This window comes from Ectobacillus soli, assembly GCF_042610425.1.
Classification (GTDB): domain Bacteria; phylum Bacillota; class Bacilli; order Bacillales; family Bacillaceae_G; genus Ectobacillus.
The window spans coordinates 33,195-55,787 of record NZ_JBGJZM010000005.1; the positions used below are offsets into that span (position 1 = coordinate 33,195).

The window sequence follows — 22,593 nt, forward strand, 5'->3', positions numbered from 1 at the left end:
GGGAGAATCGACATGCCGCAAGAAAAACTGTTACATATCATTGGTCATTTAGAAAATGAACTAATTGCTGTTCGTAGACATCTTCACCAATTTCCTGAACTATCTAATCAAGAAGTGAAAACTACTGCTTTATTAAAACAGCGATTGCTTGATGTTGGGATACGCGTATTAGATGTTCCTCTCAAAACAGGGCTTATCGCCGAAGTATCTGGTAATCCAGAAGGACCTGTGATAGCGATTCGCGCAGATATTGATGCATTGCCAATTCACGAAGAAACGGATCTACCCTATATTTCTTCCAAGTCGGAAATCATGCATGCTTGTGGTCATGATTTTCATACATCTGTCATTTTAGGTGCTGCATACTTATTAAAGCAACAAGAACATTCACTTCCTGGCACTGTTCGAATCATATTCCAACCTGCAGAAGAAACTGGGCATGGTGCAGAAGAGATCCTAGGAAGCGGCGGACTCGATGGTGTACAAGCTATTTTTGGTCTTCACAACACGCCTTACCTTAAAGTAGGAGAGTTTGGTACACGAGTTGGTCCGTTAACAGCCGCAGTTGACCGATTTGAGGTCTTCGTTTCTGGCAAAGGAACACATGCAGCCGCTCCCGATAAAGGGATTGACCCAATTGTTGCTTCCTCTCATTTGATTACAGCACTGCAAACGATTATTAGTCGAAATACCGACCCATTGGATCATGCGCTCATAAGCATAACTGAGTTAACAAGCGGAAATACATGGAATGTCATTCCAGAAAAAGCTTATATGCAAGGTACTGTTCGTACCTTAAAAGATGAAACTAGAAAAGCCATTCCGAAAAAAATGAAGCAAGTATTAGAAGGAGTAGGAAATGGGCTCGGGGTTAACATAGAATTCCACTGGCATCCAGGTCCACCAGCAACCAATAATGATGCCTTATGGACGCCATTCGTGACCGATATCGCAAATGAAACAGGTTATGAAGTAAAAGCTATTGGCCCTAGTCTTGGCGGTGAGGATTTTGCTTATTATCAAGAAACGATACCAGGGACATTTGTTAACATTGGTACCGGAAAATCATACAACCATCATCATCCAAAGTTTACGATTGACGAAGAGGCCATTGTTCCTGCAGCACAATTTTTCAGCTTACTTGCTTCAAAAGCTTTACACCAAGACCAAATCTTTACTTCTATAAAAGAAAAAAATAACGCACTCCTTACTCAACAATAAATTGTAAAGGATGAATGAAAAGATGAAGTTTAGTTTTCTAAAAAACACCTTTCTTATTTTACTAGCGAGTATCCTTATTTTTAATTTAGCAGCGTGTGGCAAAACGACTACCTCCGAAAAGAAAGAATTGAAAGTAGGTACCTCCCCTGGTCCTTATAGTGAATTATTTAAAACTGGCGTGAAACCAATTCTAGAAAAAGAAGGATACAAAGTAACACTAGTAAATTTCTCTAATTTACTCCAAGCAGATATTGCTTTGACAGAAGGAAGTATTGATTTCAATGTAGATCAACACACTGCATACGTAAACTCCTTTAATAAAGAGAAAAAAGCCAATTTAGTACCGATTATACATATACCTTCTGTACCCGCTGGTATTTTTTCGAATAAGTACAATTCTATCGATCAAGTGAAAGACGGTGCAAAAATTGCAATTCCACAAGATCCATCCAATGCTTCTCGTGCTTTTAATTTGTTACAAAAAGCTGGATGGATTAAACTGAAAGATGGTATCAATCCAATTACCGTAACAAAAAATGATATAGCTGAAAATCCACACAAATTGGACATTACCTTGATGGATTCTGCACAAATTCCTCGTGCTATGGACGATATTGATTATGGTGTACTTCCGGGTAGCATTGTATATGCAGCACATATTGATCCAAAAAAATCATTATTATCCGAAACACTTGTAAAGGATTTAGAAATTACAGTGGTTGTTGATGAAAAGAATAAAGACACAAAATGGGCAAAAGCAATTTCAGACGCTTATCGCTCCAAAGAATTTAAAGATTACTTAACTAAACTGGGTCAAGATAATTATTGGTACGTACCTGATAGTTTAAAATAAAAATATGTTACTATGCTAAAATTAATTTGGCTGCCCTAATAACCCTGAAATGAAATTAACCCGAATAGTGCACGCTTTAAAAAAGTGCCATTATTCGGGTTTTTATATGTTTTTAAACTTCTACTATCCCCAATTTATTTGAGATTCCTACATAAAAGTACTATAATTTTCTATAAAAATTTATCCCGCATTAACGGGCAGTAAGACCCCCACTGATGGAAGTTTCACTTTATTATTCTGAAACATACCGTTCAAACCATTATCTAACTAACAGACGATTCAAAGGAGATGAGTGATATGGGTTTATTATATGACGGTGTAACTATTTTACGTTATGACGAAACTTTTGCAGGACAACGAAAGCTATTATCTCATTCTCACGAAGATATTGATCTACAAAATCTTCAGCATGTTAACTTATACTGCGCAAAGGATTCCCTAAAGAGAATCCAAAAAGCGCTCACAAAAAGACGAAAGAAAGGCATTACCTTTATCGGAAGCGGAAACTATCACTATACAACATTTCTATTATTACAAGAAATTCAAAACCCGTTTACTCTTATTCTATTCGATCATCATACTGATCTTGGTTTTACTACTGAATCGATTATTTCATGCGGTTCTTGGGTATCGTTTGCCTTACGATATATTCCCATGCTAAAGCATGTTGTCATCATTGGGCCTCAGGCTCAAACAACACCGCTTCAACATTCATCAAAGGTAACCATTTTACCCTATCAGAAGAACCACCCCTATTCGTATAAGACCATTCTATCGAATATTCCTACCGATACCGTATATGTAAGTATAGATAAAGACATATTAGATCCTTCGGTTGCGGTTACAAACTGGGATCAAGGGGATATGGACGTGCGTACGCTCATTGTATACTTACAAAGCATTTTCACCTATGAAAATGTGTATGGTATAGACGTTTGCGGAGAACTACCGCCTTCCCCTGTCTTATCGTTTCAACAAACCTATCAGCAATCCGTTCAAAAAAATGAATCGGTTAATCTAAAACTACTGCAAGCAGTTGCACGTTCACGCTCAAACGCAGCGCACACAAAACATCTTGCGTAAGAAAACAAAGAACGCCCCTCTTCGGGTGCGTTCTTTGTTTTCCTATTTATAAATTCAGTTTTAAACTGCTTTGGATTGCTTTAATTCTAGCAATGCTGCTTGTTGTTTCGATTCATCAAACTCATTTTCACTCTTTGCTACAACGATAGTAGCAATCCCATTTCCAATTAAGTTTACAATGGCACGTGCCTCTGACATAAAACGATCCACGCCAAGTAGTAATGCTAATCCTTCTAGCGGAATAACGTTTAGTGCAGAAAGTGTAGAAGCAAGTACGATAAATCCACCACCAGTTACGGCAGCCGCGCCCTTTGATGTTAACAGTAAGATAGCAATAATCGTAATTTGTTGACCGATGGAAAGGTTAACATGGAATACTTGTGCTAAGAAAATCGTTGCCATTGATAAGTAAATAGAAGTTCCATCTAGGTTAAAAGAATAACCTGTTGGAATAACTAGACTCGTTACAGATCTAGAAGCACCGAATTTCTCCATCTTTGCCATCATTCGTGGCAACACGGATTCAGATGAAGAAGTACCCAATACGATAAGAATTTCTTCTTTAATGTAGGATAAATATTTCAATAGACTAAATTTATATATTTTTGAAATAAGGAGCAAGACAACAAACACAAATAAAAACATAGTTGCATATACACAAATCATGAGTTTACCTAGTGGAATAAGAGTATGAATACCAAATTTACCAATTGTAAACGCCATTCCTCCAAATGCACCAAGAGGAGCCAATTTCATTACCATACCTAATATATTGAAAAACACTTTTGATAATCTTTCAAAAAAGTCGATAAGAGGTTCCCCCGTTTTGCCAAGCATTGTTATGGCTGCTCCAAAGAGGATAGAGAAAAACAAGATTTGTAGAATATCTCCTTTATCAAACGCATCAAACATATTAGATGGTACGATATGAAAAAAGAAATCCCCCCAGTTCATTGACTTACCTGTTTGTACAAAGGAGGAAACATCCCCTTTACTTAGCTTCGATGGATCGAGCCCAGAACCTGGTTTTACCAAGTTAGCAACAACAATCCCAATAATAAGTGCAAATGTCGAAACAATCTCAAAGTATAATAGCGCTTTTCCGCCAACACGACCCACTTTCTTCATACTTCCCATATTCGCAATACCAAGTACAATCGTTAAAAAGATAATTGGTGCAATGACCATTTTGATTGCATTAATGAAGGTTTCCCCAATTACCTTCATCTGTTGTCCCACGGTTGGCCAAAGTACCCCTACGGTAATACCTAGAATAATAGCAATTGCCACTTGAAACGTTAGATTCTTAATAACTCTCATGAACGACTCTCCTCCAAAGTTAAATTGCATCTCCTGTTTTTGAAAACGGTTACATTTATCCCCAATTAAAACGAAACTTGTAATAGGTTATACTAATTTCCTACAAATGTTATAGAACAGCCGAAATAGTATAGCTTATTTATGTATTTTTCTATTAATAATATATCATAATTAAATGTAAAGCTATTTTCATGCTATGTCAATATAGAATTAATCATATCAATTAAATTTCTCTCGGTAAGGGCAAATTAAAAATCAGACGACAGTTTTCACCATCGTCTGATTCCTATTCTTATTTCGCCTGTGGAAGGGGCATTTTTAACCATTCACTATAAAAAGCATCAATATCAGGTTCGAAATCCTTTAAGATTGGATACCAAGGTGTGACAGCTTCTACTTCGAGCTGCGTGGCACATTCAGGGCAGTAGTACTCACGAATAACCTGCCATTCTGGATCAGGGGCAAGCATCTTCGGGTATAATTCTGCCATTTTTTCCGGGGTATCTCGTACGTAAATCAAGGAATGAAGCTTCCAGTTGTCTTTCGCATCACAGAATTCATGACCACAATCACACTTTACAATTCTATCCCCGTTTTTCTTCTGAACAATATACAGGTGAAGCCCTGCTGGAAGAAGAATTGGATCATTCCATGGTACTCGTTCCTGAAGAATACTGATGTACGTTTTAAACCGGTCGAAATCTTTAAAATTTGAAAGCATCTCTTTTAACTTGTAAAAATCAATCGTCCCATCCACTAGCTCTTCTATGGTTTTACGATCGTATTGTGTCATGTTTTCACCCCATTCAACATTATTTGTTGTTGCGTTTGATTTTCGCCCCGAATACTGGCATTTCTAGCTCATCCTCCGTCAAGTCCCATTCGTTCGGTACATTCCAAAACTCTTTAAACTCGTTCAAAAAGCTTTCGCTAAGTGCAAAGCTACCTGCGTACATATGACGCACCTGTACTTTCGCATCTTTGGCCACGATTGCTTCTCTCTCTTGCTCCATCCACTTCTTAGTAGTTGTGCCTCGAGTAAGTCGCTCTTTTCTAATTTCCTTGCGGCGACTTTCCGTTGCTTGTTCATCGACAACGTACGTGCCCTTTTCGTTCTTGCTCACAACGGCTCCGTACACATTCTCTGCATAGCGAACTAGAATGTGACCGTCATTTAAATCGTCTTCAATCATCTTTGGCTTACGCTCAAGCGGATCTCCGAATCCAGGGCCCCCACGAAGGTAGTTTAAATACAGATCGTAATCCTTAAAAATGGTTTCCGTCGTAATAGATTGCTTATCACGGATAACCTCTTCTGCTTCCATTAATGTCTCATATTCTGGATTATCAGGATCGATATCTCCCCCTGTTGGGATTGGCAATCCCTTTTCAATCCGTTCTTTGATGTTCGTACCATGAGCTTCATAACGATATCCGGATGCTGCCGGATATCCCCCCATTAACCCACAGTCACTTGACATATACCCGTTACCCATAAAGAACATGGTCCAGTCCTTCGCCCCGTATACCATTCGGAGTGTCTCGTATCCACTGCCACCACGATATTTCCCATAACCTGCTGTATTCGGCTTAATGCTCCGTCCTAAATAAAGGAGCGGTTCTGCTAATTCCCAAATTTCCATATCACCCATATCGCCTTCAGGATTCCAAATCGCTGCCGCATGGCTAATACCATCTTTCACTGCACTTGCTCCAACGCCTTCTGCTGCTGATTCAAAGCTGTTCACAGCATGGTTTTCATTAAATTGATTGTATCCCCCGCCCTGTAGCCAGTTAGATGTATTCGCATTTCCAGCGTTCACTTCTTCCAAATAACCACGGGCAAAATAGTTACGACTAAGAGCACGCCACAAAGGGCTCCAAGCAGAAACAAGGAAATGCCATGCATAACTGTGGGCTGTACGAATATCATCTGGATTTAACCAGGAACCATAAGGAAGATCAAAGCTACTAGCATATAGTGCACCATCATTAACACGATCATTTGGAATAAGCGTCTGTGACATCATGACCCAAATTCCACTCGTAATTGCGACAGGTGTTGCATTATAACTATGCCATCCCCATCTGTTTACACCCTCAAAATTGATTTGAAATTGCCCATCTTTATGAACTGTAAGTTCAGTAGGTGCATGCATAATGGTATTGACGCGTGCGTAAGGAGGCACATCGAGATTTTCATATGGTACGTCAACAAATGAAACCTGGCGATATTTCCCCGGAATCAGCAATGTTTTCACCTGATTCACAAAACCGCGGCGGCCATCCTCAATTACTTCGCGAATAAATTGCTTATATGTGTCAGTGCCTTCCTCTTTGATAATATCAAGAACAAGGTCCCTAATCATATGACAGCCGGCAATACGCGTCCGTTCATCTAGCAGCCAATACTTTGTTGTTCGGACAGAACGTTGACTCTCAATTAACCAGTCCTTTAACAACGTATCTGCTTTCCCAATTTTTCGGCAAGCAATTTGGTAACCGTCGTCATAGCGAGTAACCGGACCCACCGTCATACTACCTGGTGCCGTTGCTCCAACGTCAATTACATGGGTTACTCCACCAACCCAACCAATTAGCTCTTCTTCGTGAAAAATAGGTACAATTGTATGGACATCACATGGATGAACATTTCCTATCTGGCAGTCATTGTTACAAAAGATATCTCCATCCTCAATTCCTGGATTTGTTTCATAATCATTTTTAATCATGTATTTAATGGCTGCACCCATCGTACCAACGTGAATGATAATTCCAGTAGATGTTACAACCGAGTCTGCATCAGGCGTATATAATGTAAAGCATAATTCTCCCTCTTGCTCAACAATAGGGGAGGCTGCTACTTTTTTTGCCGTTTCTCTAGCATGCACGACCCCTCCGCGCAGCTTCGAAAAAATCTTTTCATACCGAATCGGATCCGTTTCTTTGAGCGGCAGCGTTTGGAGTCCTGCGTAATGACCGGTAGAACGGCTAATCTCATCAATTTCACTGCGCATTTGCTTCAAAGTTTTTCCGTCCCAGCCAATGTTCTTGCGTCCCTTCAGACCTTTATCCGTTAGTTTCATATCCATAACCTCCTTTTACATTAAAGTTCTTTCAAATGGAAAATCCGATGTCCATCAAGATACGTTTCAAATCCAGGCGGAATAACAAACGTTGTGGCTGGAGATTCAAGAATCGCAAATGCTTGAATTCTATTACCCGGTTTCAGTTTTTCCATTTCCCAAATATCCGCCATCAACCATTCGCCTTTCCAGTACACTGGACGTTCGCCAAGGAATGCATCTTTTGGCGGTGTTTCACCTGTTAAAGGTTCTTCAGAAATTCGAGGTTTAGCCACTTCCACAACACCACGAATAATTGCTCCTGTAATACTGTAACCCAGTTCAGGCGATGTTGCTGCCTTCGCATAAACTCTCGTGTAAGTCTCTTCGAATGCCTCCACAAGTGCATCCCAATCGCTAACACTCTTAAATGATGCAATTGGTGCTTCAATTTCAAGGTCATTTAATTGTCCTTGATATTGCATACGGAAATAGAGGCGGAAATCTACATCTTTTCTATTAAACTGATTTTTCTCGAATTCACCTGCGACTTTTTCCATCAATTCATCCCAAGCATCTTGTAATACTTTGCCGCCAATTAACTTACTTTCATCTTGTGCATCATTGTCTACATTGATATCGAGCGTTTTATCGTAGCGATATTCGAAATCAGCAGCGCCGCAACCAAATGCAGAAAATCCTGCTGCCCACGCTGGTACGAGAACCTCCTCGAAACCAAGACCCTTTGTATAGCCTGCCGTATGAAGTGGACCTCCCCCGCCATATGAGAAACAGACGTATTGAGACGGCGAATACCCTTTACCCAAAATCATTGATTCTAAATAATTACGAAGCTGCGATTCAAGCAAGTCGATGACACCGTATGCAGCGTCTTCTACCTCTAACCCGAGCGGGTCTGCAATCTGTTCTTTCACAGCTTCATAGGCGCGTTCCGGATCTAACTTAACTTCGCCGCCAAGGAAGTTATTCGGATTAATTAAACCAAGAACAACATGACAGTCAGATACCGTTACAGTATCTAATCCTCCGTCCGGATAACAAACTCCCACTCTCGAGCCTGCACTGTCCGGTCCAAGTGTTAGCGATTTAAAGTTTGGATCGATTCTGACAAAGCTACCTGCTCCTGCTCCGACAGTATCCATTGCAACAAGTGGCAACGACAGAACCAACCTTGCCATATCCGGACTTGTGTTAATACTTAAATCGCCTTGCGTGATAAGCGCCATATCAAAACTTGTTCCGCCAATATCTGAGCATGCAATATTGCGAATACCAAGATGTTCACCAAGGTATTTCGCGCCAATTACTCCCCCAATTGGACCTGAAACAAGCGTTCTTGCTAGTTCATTTGCATGTGTACTAATCGTCCCACCATGACTAGCCATAACACGAAGATCAAAATCTGCTCCGTGATCTCTTAACATCGTATCGATTTTTGCCAATGTCTCGCGAGACGGATCGGCTGCATAGGCTTCGATAATCGTTGTATTTGTACGATGAGACTCTTTTCTCACTGGATAATAATCAACGGAAGCAAAAACCGGTATATCTTTCCCAACCTTTTGTAAAGTAGCGATTGCAATATCTCTAATTTTTCGTTCATGAACAGGATATTTATATGAATGGAGCAAGCTGATAACAATTGCTTCCACATCTTGCTCTAACAGTTCTAAAATGGCTGGTTCCACCTCATGTTCATAAAGCGGAATAATGACGTTTCCAAATAAATCCACTCTTTCCGTAATGCCCTTTGTACATTCTCTTGACACAAGTGGGGGGTCGAAGCGATGCGTATTTAAATGTAACCGATCAGAATACGAATAGCCTAGATAAGCCTGAATGGCCCGGCCCATCCGATGAAAGTCTTCCATCCCTTTATTAACGATCAACCCGACTCGGCGGCCATTTCTTGATACTAGGCGATTTAGCATGGCTGTTCCAGAATATACACCAGCAAGTAGTTTTGGAAACTCTTCTTCTACTGTCGAGTCCCAGTAAGTGAGGGCATCTCTAGCAGAGTTAAGAAGACCAATGGATTCATCTTGCGGCGTCGATTGTGCCTTTCCAACGACAAAGTCTCCTTTGTCATCAATGATGAACGTATCGGTCATCGTTCCTCCGGCGTCTATAGCAAGTATTTGCGCCTTTCTGGTTGTATCTGTTTTCATTCCCTTCTCCCCTTTCAAACTATATTTCGTACTCATCTTTTTATATAGCAAGTACTGTGCCAGTTTTCTAGACTTTCAAAATACCAATATGACTTGGTATTTTCTAAGAAGGAAACTATGTAGTTGTAGCGAATTACTACAACTGTATCGCTACGGATGTTGCACGCAACAGTTTAACGTGAAAAGTAAACGGTAGAATGTTCTTATCGATTGCTAAAGGGGGAAACCAATGAAAAATCCTTATATATCTATTTTCTCTACCTACGATTTGCCCAGTAAAGCACAGGAATTAGGAGCAATGTGGGAGTTATTTGTTACGAAGTTGGGAGAAGATGCGATAGTAGAAAAAGTGAGGACAAATATTTTTCATTCTTGGAAACGTTGTCAGGAAACAGGTGTTAACCCTTCACAATTACAAACAAAGCTCGCATTATCAGATTACGAATTAAACCTGTTACTAAAAAAATCTGAACTCTATCAAATTGCCCGTCCTATTATCGATGATTTATTTCATAAGATGACGGGTACCGGCTATATGATCTCGTTGTCTGATCAAAATGGTCGTATTATTTATTTGAAAGGCGATTCCACTACTACCCGCGAAGCCGAAAAAATGAATTTCGCATCCGGAATGGACTGGAGTGAACATACCGCAGGTACAAATGCAATTGGTACAAGTATTGTTACAAAAAAACCGATTCAGATTTTTTCCGCCGAACACTACTGTCAAGGATGCCATCAATGGACATGCTCCTCCGCTCCCATCACTCATCCCTTTACGAAAGAAATCATTGGTGCAATAGACTTCACAGGACTTTGGAATCATGCCCAGCCTCATACGTTAGGACTAGCAATATCTATAGCACAAGTTATTGAAGCACAGCTTACGCAAATTTATGTTAAAATAAACAGCTATTTAACTGAAATTTTTTTTCGTGAAAGCAGTAAGTGGAAAACCGAACATATTCTTGTGCTTAACCGTGCCCTGCTTGTTGTACAATGCAGTCAAAAACTAACAGAACAATTTAATCTGTCAGCCGAATTGAAAATATCCGAATATCCCCAGTTTACTTGTCTAGTAAGTGAACTGGAATTACTATCAAATGTTTCAGGCCGAAACCGGAACGAAAACGAATTGACAATTCAAGGTTTCCATATAAAGGATATAAATCGAATTTATTATTTGGACACTTTTGTCGGCTATACGATCGTTTTTAAAGACAATAAAAATAAAGAAAAAGCTCCTTCCGCAGTCATTCCACAAGAGGGACCTTGGACAGAAGTTATTGGAACATCAATAAACTTCACAGCGGCTTTATATAAATGTCATAAAGCTTCTGTATCAAACGTTCCCATTCTTCTATTAGGAGAAAGCGGAACCGGAAAAGAGAAAATTGCACAAACCATACATAAATCAAGTAACAGATGTAACAAACCATTTATAGCTATTAACTGTGGTGCCATCCAAAAAGAACTAATAGGAAGTGAATTATTTGGATACGAGCGCGGAACCTTTACCGGGGGCATAACAGGAGGGAAAAAGGGAAAATTCGAAGAAGCGAACGAAGGTACTTTATTTTTAGATGAGATCGGGGAAATGCCGCTCGACTTACAAGTACATTTACTAAGGGTGCTACAAGAAAAAGAAGTGACAAGATTAGGATCATCTCAGCCTATTTCTGTAAATGTACGAATTATCGCTGCAACAAACAAAAATTTATACGAACTATGTAAAAAAGGGCTATTTCGAGAAGATTTGTTTTTTAGACTAAATGTCGTTACAGTTACCATTCCCCCGCTCCGTGAACGAAGGGATGATATTACGCTACTAACAGAATACTTTTTAAAACAGCTTTCTACCCTATATGAGAAGAATCCGATTACCCTTTCCGAACATACTCGATCCTATCTTTTGGCATACAATTGGCCTGGTAACATTAGAGAACTTCAAAATGCGCTTGAACATGCTGTTATTTTCAGCGATTCCTCTGTTATTGAATTACGTGACTTGCCATCTTACTTATTTGAAAATGAAAAGAACTTCTCCCTAGACAGCAACCAAATGGAATTATCTTTACTCGAAGCAAAAGAGCAAAACATACTCATCAAACTTTTGAAAGAAACGGACTGGAATATATCAGCAGTCGCTAAAAAAATGAACATAGCAAGAACAACCTTGTATCGGAAGATTAAAAAATATAAGTTGCAACAAAACTAAAAGCAATTACCTGAAAACAAGTTCATGGATTTTTTATCCTGTAGTTTCTAGAAAGATATCTATGGTAGCTATTTTTACGAAAAAAATAGGTATCATTAATTTCTATGATACCTACAAATTATTTTATATTGTTATACAATAATGTTTTGTACCATTTACATTACTAGGCAATCCCTATACATCCTTCACACTTTCCTGTTTCATTTCCGGCCGTTTCAATAGTGGCATCATAATGATACCCCCAACTATGAAAAGTACTGTCGCTACTTCGAAAATAACTACAAGAGAAAGTGCTTCTTTCAGCCATCCCGCAATGGTCATGGATATGACCATTGCCCCCATAAAGAACGGGATTAATATACCGTTAACACGACCGATAAATGCCGCCTCTGTATTTTGCATGATCATTGTGTTAATTGCGATTTGGATGCAAGGAAAAACAAGTCCGCATAGGAATTGTGCAGTGAGTGTCAACCAAAACTGCGTGGATAGCCCCATCAATAAAAAACCACAGGCACTGACAAGCATCCCGAAAATAAGAAGATGCTGTGGAGCATATTTTTTTGCTGTCCCCATTACAAGTCCTCCACCGATAATCATTGCAATTCCGTTTGCCGCCATTAACCATTGTAGAGACTCCTTTGGCAATCCTAGTCGTTCAGTAACAAGAAATATAGTGAGCGGTTGCGTTAATCCGATTGCCAATCCAGCAGCAACAAAACAACCACCGAGCAGTGTCAAAGACGGTTTTTTAAGAACATAACGAAATCCAGCCTGCATTTCTTGCCATAGCGTCGTTTTTTCTTCCATCGCCTTACTATCGTAGTCTGGTGGTAGCATTAAAAGCACAGCAGCAGACAACAAAAAGGCAATCCCCATAACACTAATGGCTACATCAATACCATATTGCTGATAGACGAATGTGCCAATAATAGGACCTAGAATCATGAACACAGCAAAAATGGTCTGATACATAGACATTCCTAGTTGAATAAGCTCTTCTGATACATGCAGTTTAAACAATTTCATGCCAGATGGCTGTGAAAATTGTGACAATATTGACGAAACAAGCGTTGCAAAAAAAATCGCTTTCCAACTGCCAAACACGAGCGTTAGCAAAACAATAAAAATAGAAAGGGCACTAAGAAGATCACACCAAATCATTGTTCGTTTCGGAAGCCATCGGTCAGCAAACGTCCCTCCAATAAATGAAAATAAAAAGATAGGGGCAAATTCTGCTACAGAAATGAGGGAAACTGCCACTGCATTTTCATTTGTCCTTTCCATTACATACAATAATATAGAATAATTACGAACCCAAATACCGATTTGCAAAAAAAACACCGACAGCAATATCGTGCGAATTACTCTGTTACGAAATAATGCCCCCATTGAAGTGCTTGAAGTAGAATCAACCGTCATATTTTCTCCTTCCCCACTGGACTTATCAATTCCAGTCCAATTAAATAATTTTATCCAGCATTAGTAAAGCTCCCATTTCTAGATGAGGAGAATGGAAGAAATCGAAATAGGTTAAAAAACACTTCCATTCCTTTTTGACGGGCTTATTATACCATGTAAAATAATGGGTATACAAACAAAATCAAACATTTGTTCTTATTTCTATAACAATTTTATTTTCATATATTCAAAGAAGAAATATGATGTATCGCGCATACACAATAAATCTCTTTTTTTCCTGCAAAACCAATCTACACGTTGGTATTCAATCACTTTGTAATGGGAAAATGTGCTTATAAATTGAACAATACTTTATTAATTCTTATTTAAGTCCAATATGATTACTGTTATTTCGTTGACAAAACGTCATCTTTAAATGATAATAATAATCAGTTACGATGGTAATGATAATCGTTTTCAATTATTGAATTAAAAATTTACGGAGCTGATACTATGTTTAAGAAATTTGGCTATTCATTGCTCTTCATTCTTCTGTTTTCATTTGTTATTATGAAGCCGCTTTCTAGCTTGGCTGCAAGTCAGGGAACAGAAAATATGAGTAAAGCTGAGCAACAGGTCGATCAAGCATTATTGCTTGCAAAGCAAGGTAATTTAGATGAGGCACAACAAACCTATCAGAAATTTAATGATACTTGGCTTGCAATTGAGGATTCTGTAAAATCTGATTCAGGTCAAGCATATAGCGATATTGAATCCAATATGGGTCAAGTGCAATATGCTTTCATACAAAACAAGCAGCAAGATGTTAGTACGGCGCTACAAAACCTTAAAAGTGTCAATGAGAAATACATTCAGGGTCAATATTCGCAGAGTGATAGTTTTAAGAAGCAAAACATCACACTTTCTGATTTCGTTGTAATGTTACAACAGACACAGGAAGCAGTCCAAAAAAGCGACCAGCAATCCTCATTATCGAATATTACTAAGGTTAGAGAGTCATGGCTTAGTATTGAGGGTACGGTAGTATCACAATCAGCTACCATATATGGCGATTCAGAGCGTGATATGGTTACGGTAAATGCAATGATTTCTGCTGGTAAATATCAGGATGCAAACCAGTTACTTGATCAGATGATTGGGTACTTGACCCCACTTGCTAGCAAAACCAGTTATACCATTTGGGATGCCGCAATGATTCCGATTCGTGAAGGACTAGAGGCACTACTAGTTGTAGCCGCATTATTAGCCGTTGTTAAGAAGTCTGGTGAAAAAAAGGGAAAAGTTTGGATTTGGGGCGGTGTTTCAGCCGGTTTAATTTTTAGTGCTATTTTAGCAGTTATTGTAAAGTTCGTTTTCACCTCTGGCGCTTTCGGCCAAAATAATTTCCTAATTTCGGGCTGGACAGGCATAATCGCAGCTGTGATGCTTCTTTATATGAGTTATTGGTTGCACAGTAAATCCAATATAGCAGAATGGAATCAATATATTCATAATAAAAGCCAATCTGCATTAAATACAGGACGGATTGTATCCCTTGGGTTTCTATCATTCTTAGCCGTTTTTCGAGAAGGAACGGAGACCGTACTATTTATTATTGGCATGGTGAACCAAATTAGTACAGAGCAGTTGATTATCGGTGTTCTCATTGGTCTTGGCATCTTAGCGGTCGTAGCTTACCTCATGCTAGTTATCGGTATTAAATTACCGATGCGCCCATTTTTCCTAGTATCCAGCCTTATTGTCTTCTATATGTGCTTTAAATTTACAGGGCTTGGTATTCATAGCTTTCAACTTGCGGGTTCGCTACCATCCACAACATCCGGATACTTACCAAGTATTGATTTCTTAGGATTCTATCCATCTTGGCAAAGTGCCCTGCCGCAAATCGCATTACTTTTGTTTGCTTTAGGCGCTTTACTATGGAGCCGTGTTAAACAACCAAATCAAAAGGTGCAAAAAACAATCCAAAACTAAAATTTATAACAAATCTGGGGGATTCTATTCAATGAAACTTATAAATACGATTGCGGCAATAGCTATGACAGGTACATTAGCCCTAACTGGTTGTAGTATGGCAACCCAATCTTCATCTACTACTTCTACTACTAAAACCAATACGCAATCTGCATCTGAAGGACAAACTGCTACGAGTGTAAATGATGGAGTTGCAAATTTACTGCATACTGCTAAACAATTAAATAAAGCCATTACGGCCGGAGATGAAGCAAACATTAAGAAAACTGGACCACAACTCGAAGAAAATTGGAAAACATTCGAAGATAATGTGAAATCACAATACCCTGATCAATATACACAAATTGAAAAATATCTTAACCCAGCTGTTGCAGGATCAAAAGAAAGCACAATTAATAAAGAGGCCCTTTCACAACTGAATAATCAATTAATTGATGTTTTATACCAATTTTCACAGAAGCTTATTCCTGTCAGCCAAGTCAAAGATGGTATTTCAAAACTACTTACAACAACAACTGACTTAAAGCAAGCGATTAACGACGAAGATCAAGCCAAGGTGAAGGAATTAGGACCAAAATTAGAAGAGACTTGGAAGACGTTTGAAGATGGAGTTAAACCAAGAAGTGCAGACCTCTATGAAAAACTGGAAGCATCTTTGAACCCAGAAGTAGCAGGATCTCAAGTAAGCCCTCTTGATAAACAAACTCTTGGAAAATTAAATGACCAGTTAACGCAAACATTACATGAACTAGAACAGACAATTAAATAGAAAAGAAACCGTATAAAAATAGAAGTTGACTCAAAAATGATATGATCTCCTTATAGTAGACAGAAAAAGGGAAAAGCTTGAATTCTGAATACTATGGGGGACTTTTCATGGAAAAATCAAGGAAAACACATTCAAAAGAATTCGAACTAGATATTGTAAATAAGTATCTTAACGAGGAGTCATGTACTTTTTTTGAGAAAGGCGTTTCATATAGTACAAAAGTAGTAACACTACTAAAAAGCAATCCCTGCCTACAAAACAGAGATTGCTTTTCGTTTTATTTCACATGGATGGAGGGCAGTTCCAATACATCTAGCAAACCAGATAAATGATCAATTTCACGTAATGGCCGTATGTCCGATTCTGGTTGTCGTTTCCGGTGGTTAAACCAGACGGATTGCGACCCTGCACGATGTGATCCTACGATATCATTTATCCAAGAATCTCCAACGTAAAGAAGATCTTCCGGTTTAACCCCTACCTTCTTCGATACTTCATGAAAGATTTCTGGATTTGGCTTTTCTACTCCCATTGCACCTGATATAAAAATATGCTCCTCTGGAACATACTTTGTTAAACCAAGGCATTCAATCTTCTTTGTTTGGTGCTGGGCGGGACCGTTCGTAATAACGCCAACCATAAAACCGTATTCTGTTAAACTTGTTAATAAGCTTGGTACTTCAGGAAGAAGAGCAATGGAATGGAGTGCTTCTTCGTATTGAAGCTGAAATTGACAGGCTTCACTTGCTGTAATCGTAACTTGATAGTCTCTCAGTGTCCGCACGGCTCGTTCTATACGAAATTCAACTAGTGTGTAAGTTCCATTTATATGATTTTCCCACATGGAATCACTATAATAGCGAAATGTTTTATAAACATCGTTCATGGGGAGATTCTGTGATTTTATTGGAAATACAGATTGCAGTGCCTCTACAAAAGGCTTCTGATGGTCATGCAGTGTGTCATCTAAATCAAAAAAAATCGCCTGAAAGGCCATGAGTAAATTCCTCCTATATGGTCGTTCTTCTCTTATATTATAGCAAGAAAAGAAGAGATTATTAGAACTTATTAGACTCATATATGTGAACACCGTTATCTACTTTATTATGACAAAGCTTTCGCCTAAATCACAATTCAATACATATCAATCCACCAATCTCTCTGATTTGTTTCTAAATTTTTTATTTATTTCAACACAAAAACAGGCCCCCTATCTTGCATCGGGAACCTGCTCTCTTCTCTATATCCTTTTATGCCTCTACTTGCTCAAGAACCTTTTTAAAACTGGCAACAACTTTGTCGATTTCCTCTATTGATATAACCAAAGGTGGCTCAATGCGGATTGTCTTCGAATTCACGAGAGTTCCTGCTACGAGTACGCCTTCATCAAACATTCCTTTCGAAACGGCATATCCTACTTCGTCTTTATGAAATTCAATCCCAATCATCAATCCTTTTCCGCGAATTTCCATGACCTTGTCTTCATGTCCAATCGCGGCCTCTTTCAATTTCGCTAAGAAGTATTCCCCTTCTTTTTCTGCGCGCTCTGGTAATTTTTCTTCAAGCAACACTTGTATCGTTGCAATCGCAGCGGCACATGCAAGTGGATTGCCGCCGAATGTTGTGGTATGCATAAATGGATTTGGAAATAACGATTTAAACACTTTTTCTTTCGCTACAATCGCACCTGCTGGCATAATCCCACCGCCGAACGCTTTTGCAAGACAAAGAATATCCGGTACGACGTCATATAATTCAGCCGCAAACATTTTGCCCGTGCGGCCCATACCGGTTTGCACTTCGTCAAAAATCAGGATTGCATCGTATTGATCACATAGCTCTCTCACTTGTTTCAAGTAGTTTTCTGGCGGAAGGATGATGCCGCCTTCTCCTTGAATTGGCTCTAGAATGACCGCTGCCACATCTTCCCCAACTAACGAGCAAACTTCAAACGTTTTTCTCATCATATCGATATCCCCATACGGAACGTGACGGAAGCCCGAAACGAGTGGAAAGAATGGTTTCCGGAACATACCCTTCGCCGTACCAGATAGAGAACCTAGGCTTTTCCCATGGAATGCACGAGTTGTGGAAAGAATCGTTGACCGGTCGCTATACATCTTCGCCAGCTTTAACGCTGCTTCGACACTCTCTGTCCCGCTATTCGTGAAGAAGGAGTACTTCAAGTCTCCAGGCGTAATGTCTGCTAAAATCTTAGCAAGCATCGCACGAAGCGGATCCAACAAGTCCTGGCTATGTAAGGCTTGGCGTTTCAATTGATCTTGAACCGCCTTCAACACCTTCGGATGACGATGCCCTACGTTATAAATCCCAAACCCACCAAGACAATCAATATACTCTTTCCCGTTTACATCTTTAAAGCAAGATCCTTCATCGGACCATTCGACAGCAGCAAACTGCGTATCCATCGTTACTGTTTTACGATATTCAAGAAAGCCTGGATTTACATATTCACGGAATCCTTCAACCGTTTCCTTTGTAATCCATTTCGCTTCCTCGTCAGTTACTTCGTTTTTTTCGATTAATTCCAACACCTTAGCAATATACTCATTTACACCCTTATACTTCTCTTCCATTCCTGTTTGAGATTGCTCCTTAACTGTCATCGTGATCTCTCCTTTTTTTATCCCATTATGAAAAACATGAATTTTTAGATTATTAATGTTAAATTGCCCCAACTTCAAAGAATAAAAACAAAAATGAATGAACGTCAGTCATTTTTAGGGTAAATGAAATCTGAACTTCTAATATTATTAACGGGTAACCAACGATCTTTGTAGAAATTGAAATACTTCTGATTTAGAGGATTCTAACGTAAGATCCTGATCTTGTCCGATATAAAATCGTTCAGCTGCATTTTCCACAAAATTAATAATCATCTTTGCTGTCCACTTAACATTTATGCTGCTCATTACTTCATTTTTATAAATTGCCTGTAGAATCATATCCTCAAAAAACTGGTAATATGGTTGATAAATAAGTTCCCATACTTCCATTGAATGGTCAATCGCCAACCCGGAATAACAAAGTACAATAATATCCTTATTTTCATCCGTAATACTATAAACCTCGTCTATCACAATGCACAATGCATCCCAAAAGTTTTGCTTTCCTGTAATTCTTCCCTTTATTCTTTCAAGCGAACTTGTAAGAAGGTTATTAGCAATTGCAGGAATTAAAGCTTTTTTAGAGCGAAAATATAGATAAAACGTTCCTTGTGCAACTCCAGCAACTTTGACAATGTCCGAAATAGAAGTCTTATCTAACCCTTGTTCTGAAATAACATGGATTGCTGCTTGTAGTATCTTTGTATATTTCTCGTTCTTGTTGTTTATCATTGTTTCTTCCTCCACCGAATGACTGATGTTCATTCATTTTGTATGCATTATCACCCCGAAAAAAGTAAAATGATTTTTTCTTCTCTATATGTATACATTAGCATAAACAATAGATTTTTGATGAGGTTGTGTTATATTATCTAACATATTTTTTGAGATTGCTGGTAACATAAGAGAACTACAAAATGCGCCTGGCATGCTGTTATTTTCAGAGATTCTTCCGTTATTGAATTACGATGCTTTCTAGCTTGCTTATTTGAAAATGGGAAATTCGTCCAATCCACAATGACCCAATAGATTTATCTTTATCAGAAGCTGAAGAGCAAAAAATGCTCCTCAGATTTTTAAAGGGAAGGACCTAGAATGTAGTCAGCAGTCGCTAGAAAATAAAAGTGGAAAAATCAACCTTGTATCGAAAGATTAAAAATATCAGTTACAACAAGATTATATAGCAATTACCAAAAGACCATCTATTTCTTATACCCTAATTTCAGAGAAATATCCATAGCAGCTGTTTTTACCTTTTCAACTAATAGAGGTAATCTCTCTTCACTAAACCGGATATCAAGGCCTGCCACACTAATACCAGCAACCACATGCCCTTTATGATCATAAATGGGTGCAGCTATGGCGGAGGTATAATTTTCAAGCTCAGATCGGCTAATTGTATAGCCACTTCTTCGCGTTTCTTCTATTATAAGTCGTAGTTTTTCTTTATCTGTAATCGTACCATAGCCAATCGGTTGTAAATGTATTTCATTCAAATATTGTTCTACTTCTTCTTCAGGCAAATAGGCAAGAATAATCCGGGAATCCCCTGCATATAAAGGTGATTTCCTACCTATAGCCGTATACAACCGAACGGGTTGGGTTGTATCTTGCTTTTCAATATACATTGCTTCTTTCCCATATTTTACAATAAGGTTCACTGCTTCCTCAACGTCATCTCGAAGCGCTTTCATAACAGGGAGTGCAATTTGCCTGATATCTAACCGCTGTGCTACTAATTGACCGAATTGAAGAAACAACAATCCTAATGAATAATATCCGTCTTCGTCTTTGTCCAGCAGCTGCATATCTTCTAAAGAAGTAAGCATACGATGCACAGATGTCTTTGGCATATGTAAGAGTTCAATCACTTCATTTAAATTTAATTTCGCATGTGTTAAAAACAGATTAAGTATAGCCATTGATTTAATTACCGTTTTATTCTTGTTTTCCACAAGCTTCCCCCTTTTTTCTCACCATTCAATAGAATCTGCTTTACATTATACTATTGAATGTCCAAAAAAAGGTAGAAGAAACACACTCACTAATGGGTGTTTTCATCTATTTTTCTTGAATTTGAATACTGCACTTGAGCTGTTGTATGTGCGCCTCTCTCTTTAAAAGTAATTGTTCTGCCTCTTTTAAATCTATGTGTGTAAAATAAATGGTTTCACCCGGCTTAACTTGTGCGATAACAGGAAGGTCTACGGTTGCCACTTGAGCAATTCTTGGATATCCTCCTGTCGTTTGACGATCTGCAAGTAAAATAATCGGATTTCCATCAGGTGGAACTTGAATCGTTCCGTGACAAACTGCTTCTGAGAGTAATTCAAATGGTTCTTGTAGTTGTAAGGGAAATCCTGATATACGATAACCCATCCGATTCGACGCAGTCGTCACGGTGAATGGTTCTGTAAATAATCGTTCTTGACTTTCCTCTGAGAATGCTTTGAAATGTTCTCCTGGCATTACGCGAATCATATGATTCCTTTGACTAGAAGAAACATGGCTTGGTACGTACCATTTCGTCGTTGAAAACGAATGTGCTTGATTCATACGTTCCAGCTTATTCATACACTTTTTAGCAAACCCCGATGCATAACCAACTGGTAGCCTATCGTTTTTTTGCAAGGATCTTCCTTTATATCCACCCAATTCTCCAAGTATATATGTACTCTTGCTATTCATAACTTCTGGAACAGCCAAACCTCCAGCTACGGCGACATAAGCTCTACACCCAGATGTACATGAGCCAAATTTAAGAACGCTCCCTTTTCTTACACATACAGGTCGTCCCATCGGAACTGACATCCCATCAATAGTCGGTGATAAATCTCCACCTGTAATCGCGATAAGCATCGTTTGCTCAAATAATAAAGATGGTCCAATTAATGTAATTTCTAAAACCGCTTCTTCTTCCTTATTACCAACAATTATATTTGCAATGCGCAATGAGTACGTATCCATCGCACCGCTAATAATAACTCCATGTTTTTGAAAGCCTGTTCTTCCCAAATCTTGAATCGTTGTAAACAGACCCGGTCTCATAACTTTTATACTCAAACTTCTCCCTCCCTGTATGCTTGATACTCTTCATAAGAAATAGCATGAAACTTCACACAATCTCCTGCCTGAAGAAGAGTGGGCGGGGTTTGTTCAGGAAGAAAAAGTTGAAGCGGAGTTCGACCTATTAATTGCCAACCACCTGGTGTAGAAATGGGATAAACACCTGTTTGCATACCTGCAATTCCAACTGAACCTTTTGGAATTGATAGTCTCGGAGAGGGACGACGAGGCGTGGCAATCCTGTTAGACATCCCTCCTAAAAATGGAAAACCGGGACAAAATCCAATCATGTAAACAAGGTATTCTCTACTTGTATGGATGTGCACGACTTCATTTGTCGTCAAATGATTATATCTTGCTACTTCTTCTAGATCAGGACCAAGCTCTCCCCCATAACAAACAGGAATAGTAATGATACGTGAACTAGCGTCGTCTTCGTTTTCAAATACTGTAAGACTTTTTTCTATAATAGATTTTACGATTTCATAGGGTGATACAGCTTCTTCTTTTTTATATTTACGCCAAATGGCAGGTGGATCATAAAAAATAGTTAAACTTGTATAGGCTAAAACACACTCTATAAATCCATGAAATTTATTTTCTTCCATGTATTTGGCTAACATCTTTATTTTATGATGTATCCCATAGTCAATCTCTTTACCGAATTCGATACGAATTGCTGAATCGCCAAGTGGCGAAATCGTAACTTTCTGTTCCAAACAATCACCTCTTACTAAGCACATGTTCACATAGGGCATGTACCGTAATATAAACAGGACGAAAGCT

At 38.7% G+C, this 22,593-nt stretch carries 17 protein-coding genes; 6 read left to right on the plus strand and 11 right to left on the minus strand.

Annotated elements, in window-relative coordinates; all coding sequences use genetic code 11:
- The first annotated feature begins 12 nt into the window (after positions 1-12).
- From ACAN53_RS16675 to ACAN53_RS16685, 3 genes are all read left to right on the plus strand, one after another.
- Positions 13-1,221, plus strand: coding sequence for an amidohydrolase (locus tag ACAN53_RS16675; RefSeq protein WP_379971282.1), 1,209 nt, complete (start codon positions 13-15; stop codon positions 1,219-1,221).
- Between the two features lie 22 nt (positions 1,222-1,243).
- Entirely contained in the window at positions 1,244-2,074 is an 831-nt protein-coding gene (locus ACAN53_RS16680; protein ID WP_379971283.1) for a MetQ/NlpA family ABC transporter substrate-binding protein, read from the plus strand.
- Positions 2,075-2,371: 297 nt separating this feature from the next.
- Positions 2,372-3,157: an arginase family protein gene (locus tag ACAN53_RS16685; protein WP_379971284.1), complete on the plus strand. Its 786-nt coding sequence runs from the start codon at positions 2,372-2,374 to the stop codon at positions 3,155-3,157.
- Between the two features lie 60 nt (positions 3,158-3,217).
- On the opposite strand, the gene ACAN53_RS16690 is transcribed toward ACAN53_RS16685, so the two are convergent.
- The 4 genes from ACAN53_RS16690 to ACAN53_RS16705 all read right to left on the minus strand — a co-directional run bounded on the left by ACAN53_RS16690 (position 3,218) and on the right by ACAN53_RS16705 (position 9,731).
- The gene (locus ACAN53_RS16690; protein WP_379971285.1) at positions 3,218-4,477 is read right to left on the minus strand and encodes a dicarboxylate/amino acid:cation symporter; all 1,260 of its coding nucleotides are present in this window, start codon (positions 4,475-4,477) and stop codon (positions 3,218-3,220) included.
- A 292-nt stretch (positions 4,478-4,769) separates the two neighbouring features.
- The gene (locus tag ACAN53_RS16695) at positions 4,770-5,270 is read right to left on the minus strand and encodes an acetone carboxylase subunit gamma (protein ID WP_379971286.1); all 501 of its coding nucleotides are present in this window, start codon (positions 5,268-5,270) and stop codon (positions 4,770-4,772) included.
- A gap of 19 nt (positions 5,271-5,289) precedes the next feature.
- Positions 5,290-7,563 carry a hydantoinase B/oxoprolinase family protein gene (locus ACAN53_RS16700; RefSeq protein ID WP_379971287.1) on the minus strand — a complete coding sequence of 758 codons (2,274 nt, stop codon included), beginning with the start codon at positions 7,561-7,563 and terminating at the stop codon, positions 5,290-5,292.
- Positions 7,564-7,583: 20 nt separating this feature from the next.
- Positions 7,584-9,731: a hydantoinase/oxoprolinase family protein gene (locus ACAN53_RS16705; RefSeq protein ID WP_379971288.1), complete on the minus strand. Its 2,148-nt coding sequence runs from the start codon at positions 9,729-9,731 to the stop codon at positions 7,584-7,586.
- Between the two features lie 229 nt (positions 9,732-9,960).
- On the opposite strand from ACAN53_RS16705, the gene ACAN53_RS16710 reads away from it, so the two are divergent.
- The gene (locus ACAN53_RS16710; protein WP_379971290.1) at positions 9,961-11,949 is read left to right on the plus strand and encodes a sigma-54-dependent Fis family transcriptional regulator; all 1,989 of its coding nucleotides are present in this window, start codon (positions 9,961-9,963) and stop codon (positions 11,947-11,949) included.
- Positions 11,950-12,123: 174 nt separating this feature from the next.
- Here ACAN53_RS16710 and ACAN53_RS16715 read toward each other — a convergent pair whose 3' ends face one another.
- The gene (locus ACAN53_RS16715; protein ID WP_379971291.1) at positions 12,124-13,371 is read right to left on the minus strand and encodes an MFS transporter; all 1,248 of its coding nucleotides are present in this window, start codon (positions 13,369-13,371) and stop codon (positions 12,124-12,126) included.
- Between the two features lie 492 nt (positions 13,372-13,863).
- On the opposite strand from ACAN53_RS16715, the gene ACAN53_RS16720 reads away from it, so the two are divergent.
- Both ACAN53_RS16720 and ACAN53_RS16725 read left to right on the plus strand, forming a co-directional pair.
- Entirely contained in the window at positions 13,864-15,345 is a 1,482-nt protein-coding gene (locus ACAN53_RS16720) for an FTR1 family protein (RefSeq protein ID WP_379971292.1), read from the plus strand.
- A 31-nt stretch (positions 15,346-15,376) separates the two neighbouring features.
- Positions 15,377-16,114, plus strand: coding sequence for a hypothetical protein (locus ACAN53_RS16725; RefSeq protein WP_379971293.1), 738 nt, complete (start codon positions 15,377-15,379; stop codon positions 16,112-16,114).
- Positions 16,115-16,391: 277 nt separating this feature from the next.
- Here ACAN53_RS16725 and ACAN53_RS16730 read toward each other — a convergent pair whose 3' ends face one another.
- The 6 genes from ACAN53_RS16730 to pxpB form a co-directional block, all read right to left on the minus strand.
- Positions 16,392-17,111: an HAD family hydrolase gene (locus ACAN53_RS16730; RefSeq protein ID WP_379971295.1), complete on the minus strand. Its 720-nt coding sequence runs from the start codon at positions 17,109-17,111 to the stop codon at positions 16,392-16,394.
- A gap of 253 nt (positions 17,112-17,364) precedes the next feature.
- Positions 17,365-18,741, minus strand: coding sequence for a putrescine aminotransferase (locus tag ACAN53_RS16735; protein WP_379971296.1), 1,377 nt, complete (start codon positions 18,739-18,741; stop codon positions 17,365-17,367).
- 147 nt (positions 18,742-18,888) lie between these two features.
- Positions 18,889-19,473: a TetR/AcrR family transcriptional regulator gene (locus tag ACAN53_RS16740; RefSeq protein WP_379971297.1), complete on the minus strand. Its 585-nt coding sequence runs from the start codon at positions 19,471-19,473 to the stop codon at positions 18,889-18,891.
- Positions 19,474-19,943: 470 nt separating this feature from the next.
- Positions 19,944-20,696, minus strand: a complete 753-nt coding sequence (locus tag ACAN53_RS16745) for an IclR family transcriptional regulator (protein WP_379971299.1) — start codon at positions 20,694-20,696, stop codon at positions 19,944-19,946.
- Between the two features lie 106 nt (positions 20,697-20,802).
- Entirely contained in the window at positions 20,803-21,804 is a 1,002-nt protein-coding gene (locus ACAN53_RS16750; protein WP_379971300.1) for a 5-oxoprolinase subunit C family protein, read from the minus strand.
- Entirely contained in the window at positions 21,801-22,526 is a 726-nt protein-coding gene (gene pxpB / locus ACAN53_RS16755; protein WP_379971301.1) for a 5-oxoprolinase subunit PxpB, read from the minus strand. The genes ACAN53_RS16750 and pxpB overlap by 4 nt, the downstream gene beginning before the upstream one ends.
- Positions 22,527-22,593: the final 67 nt, after the last annotated feature.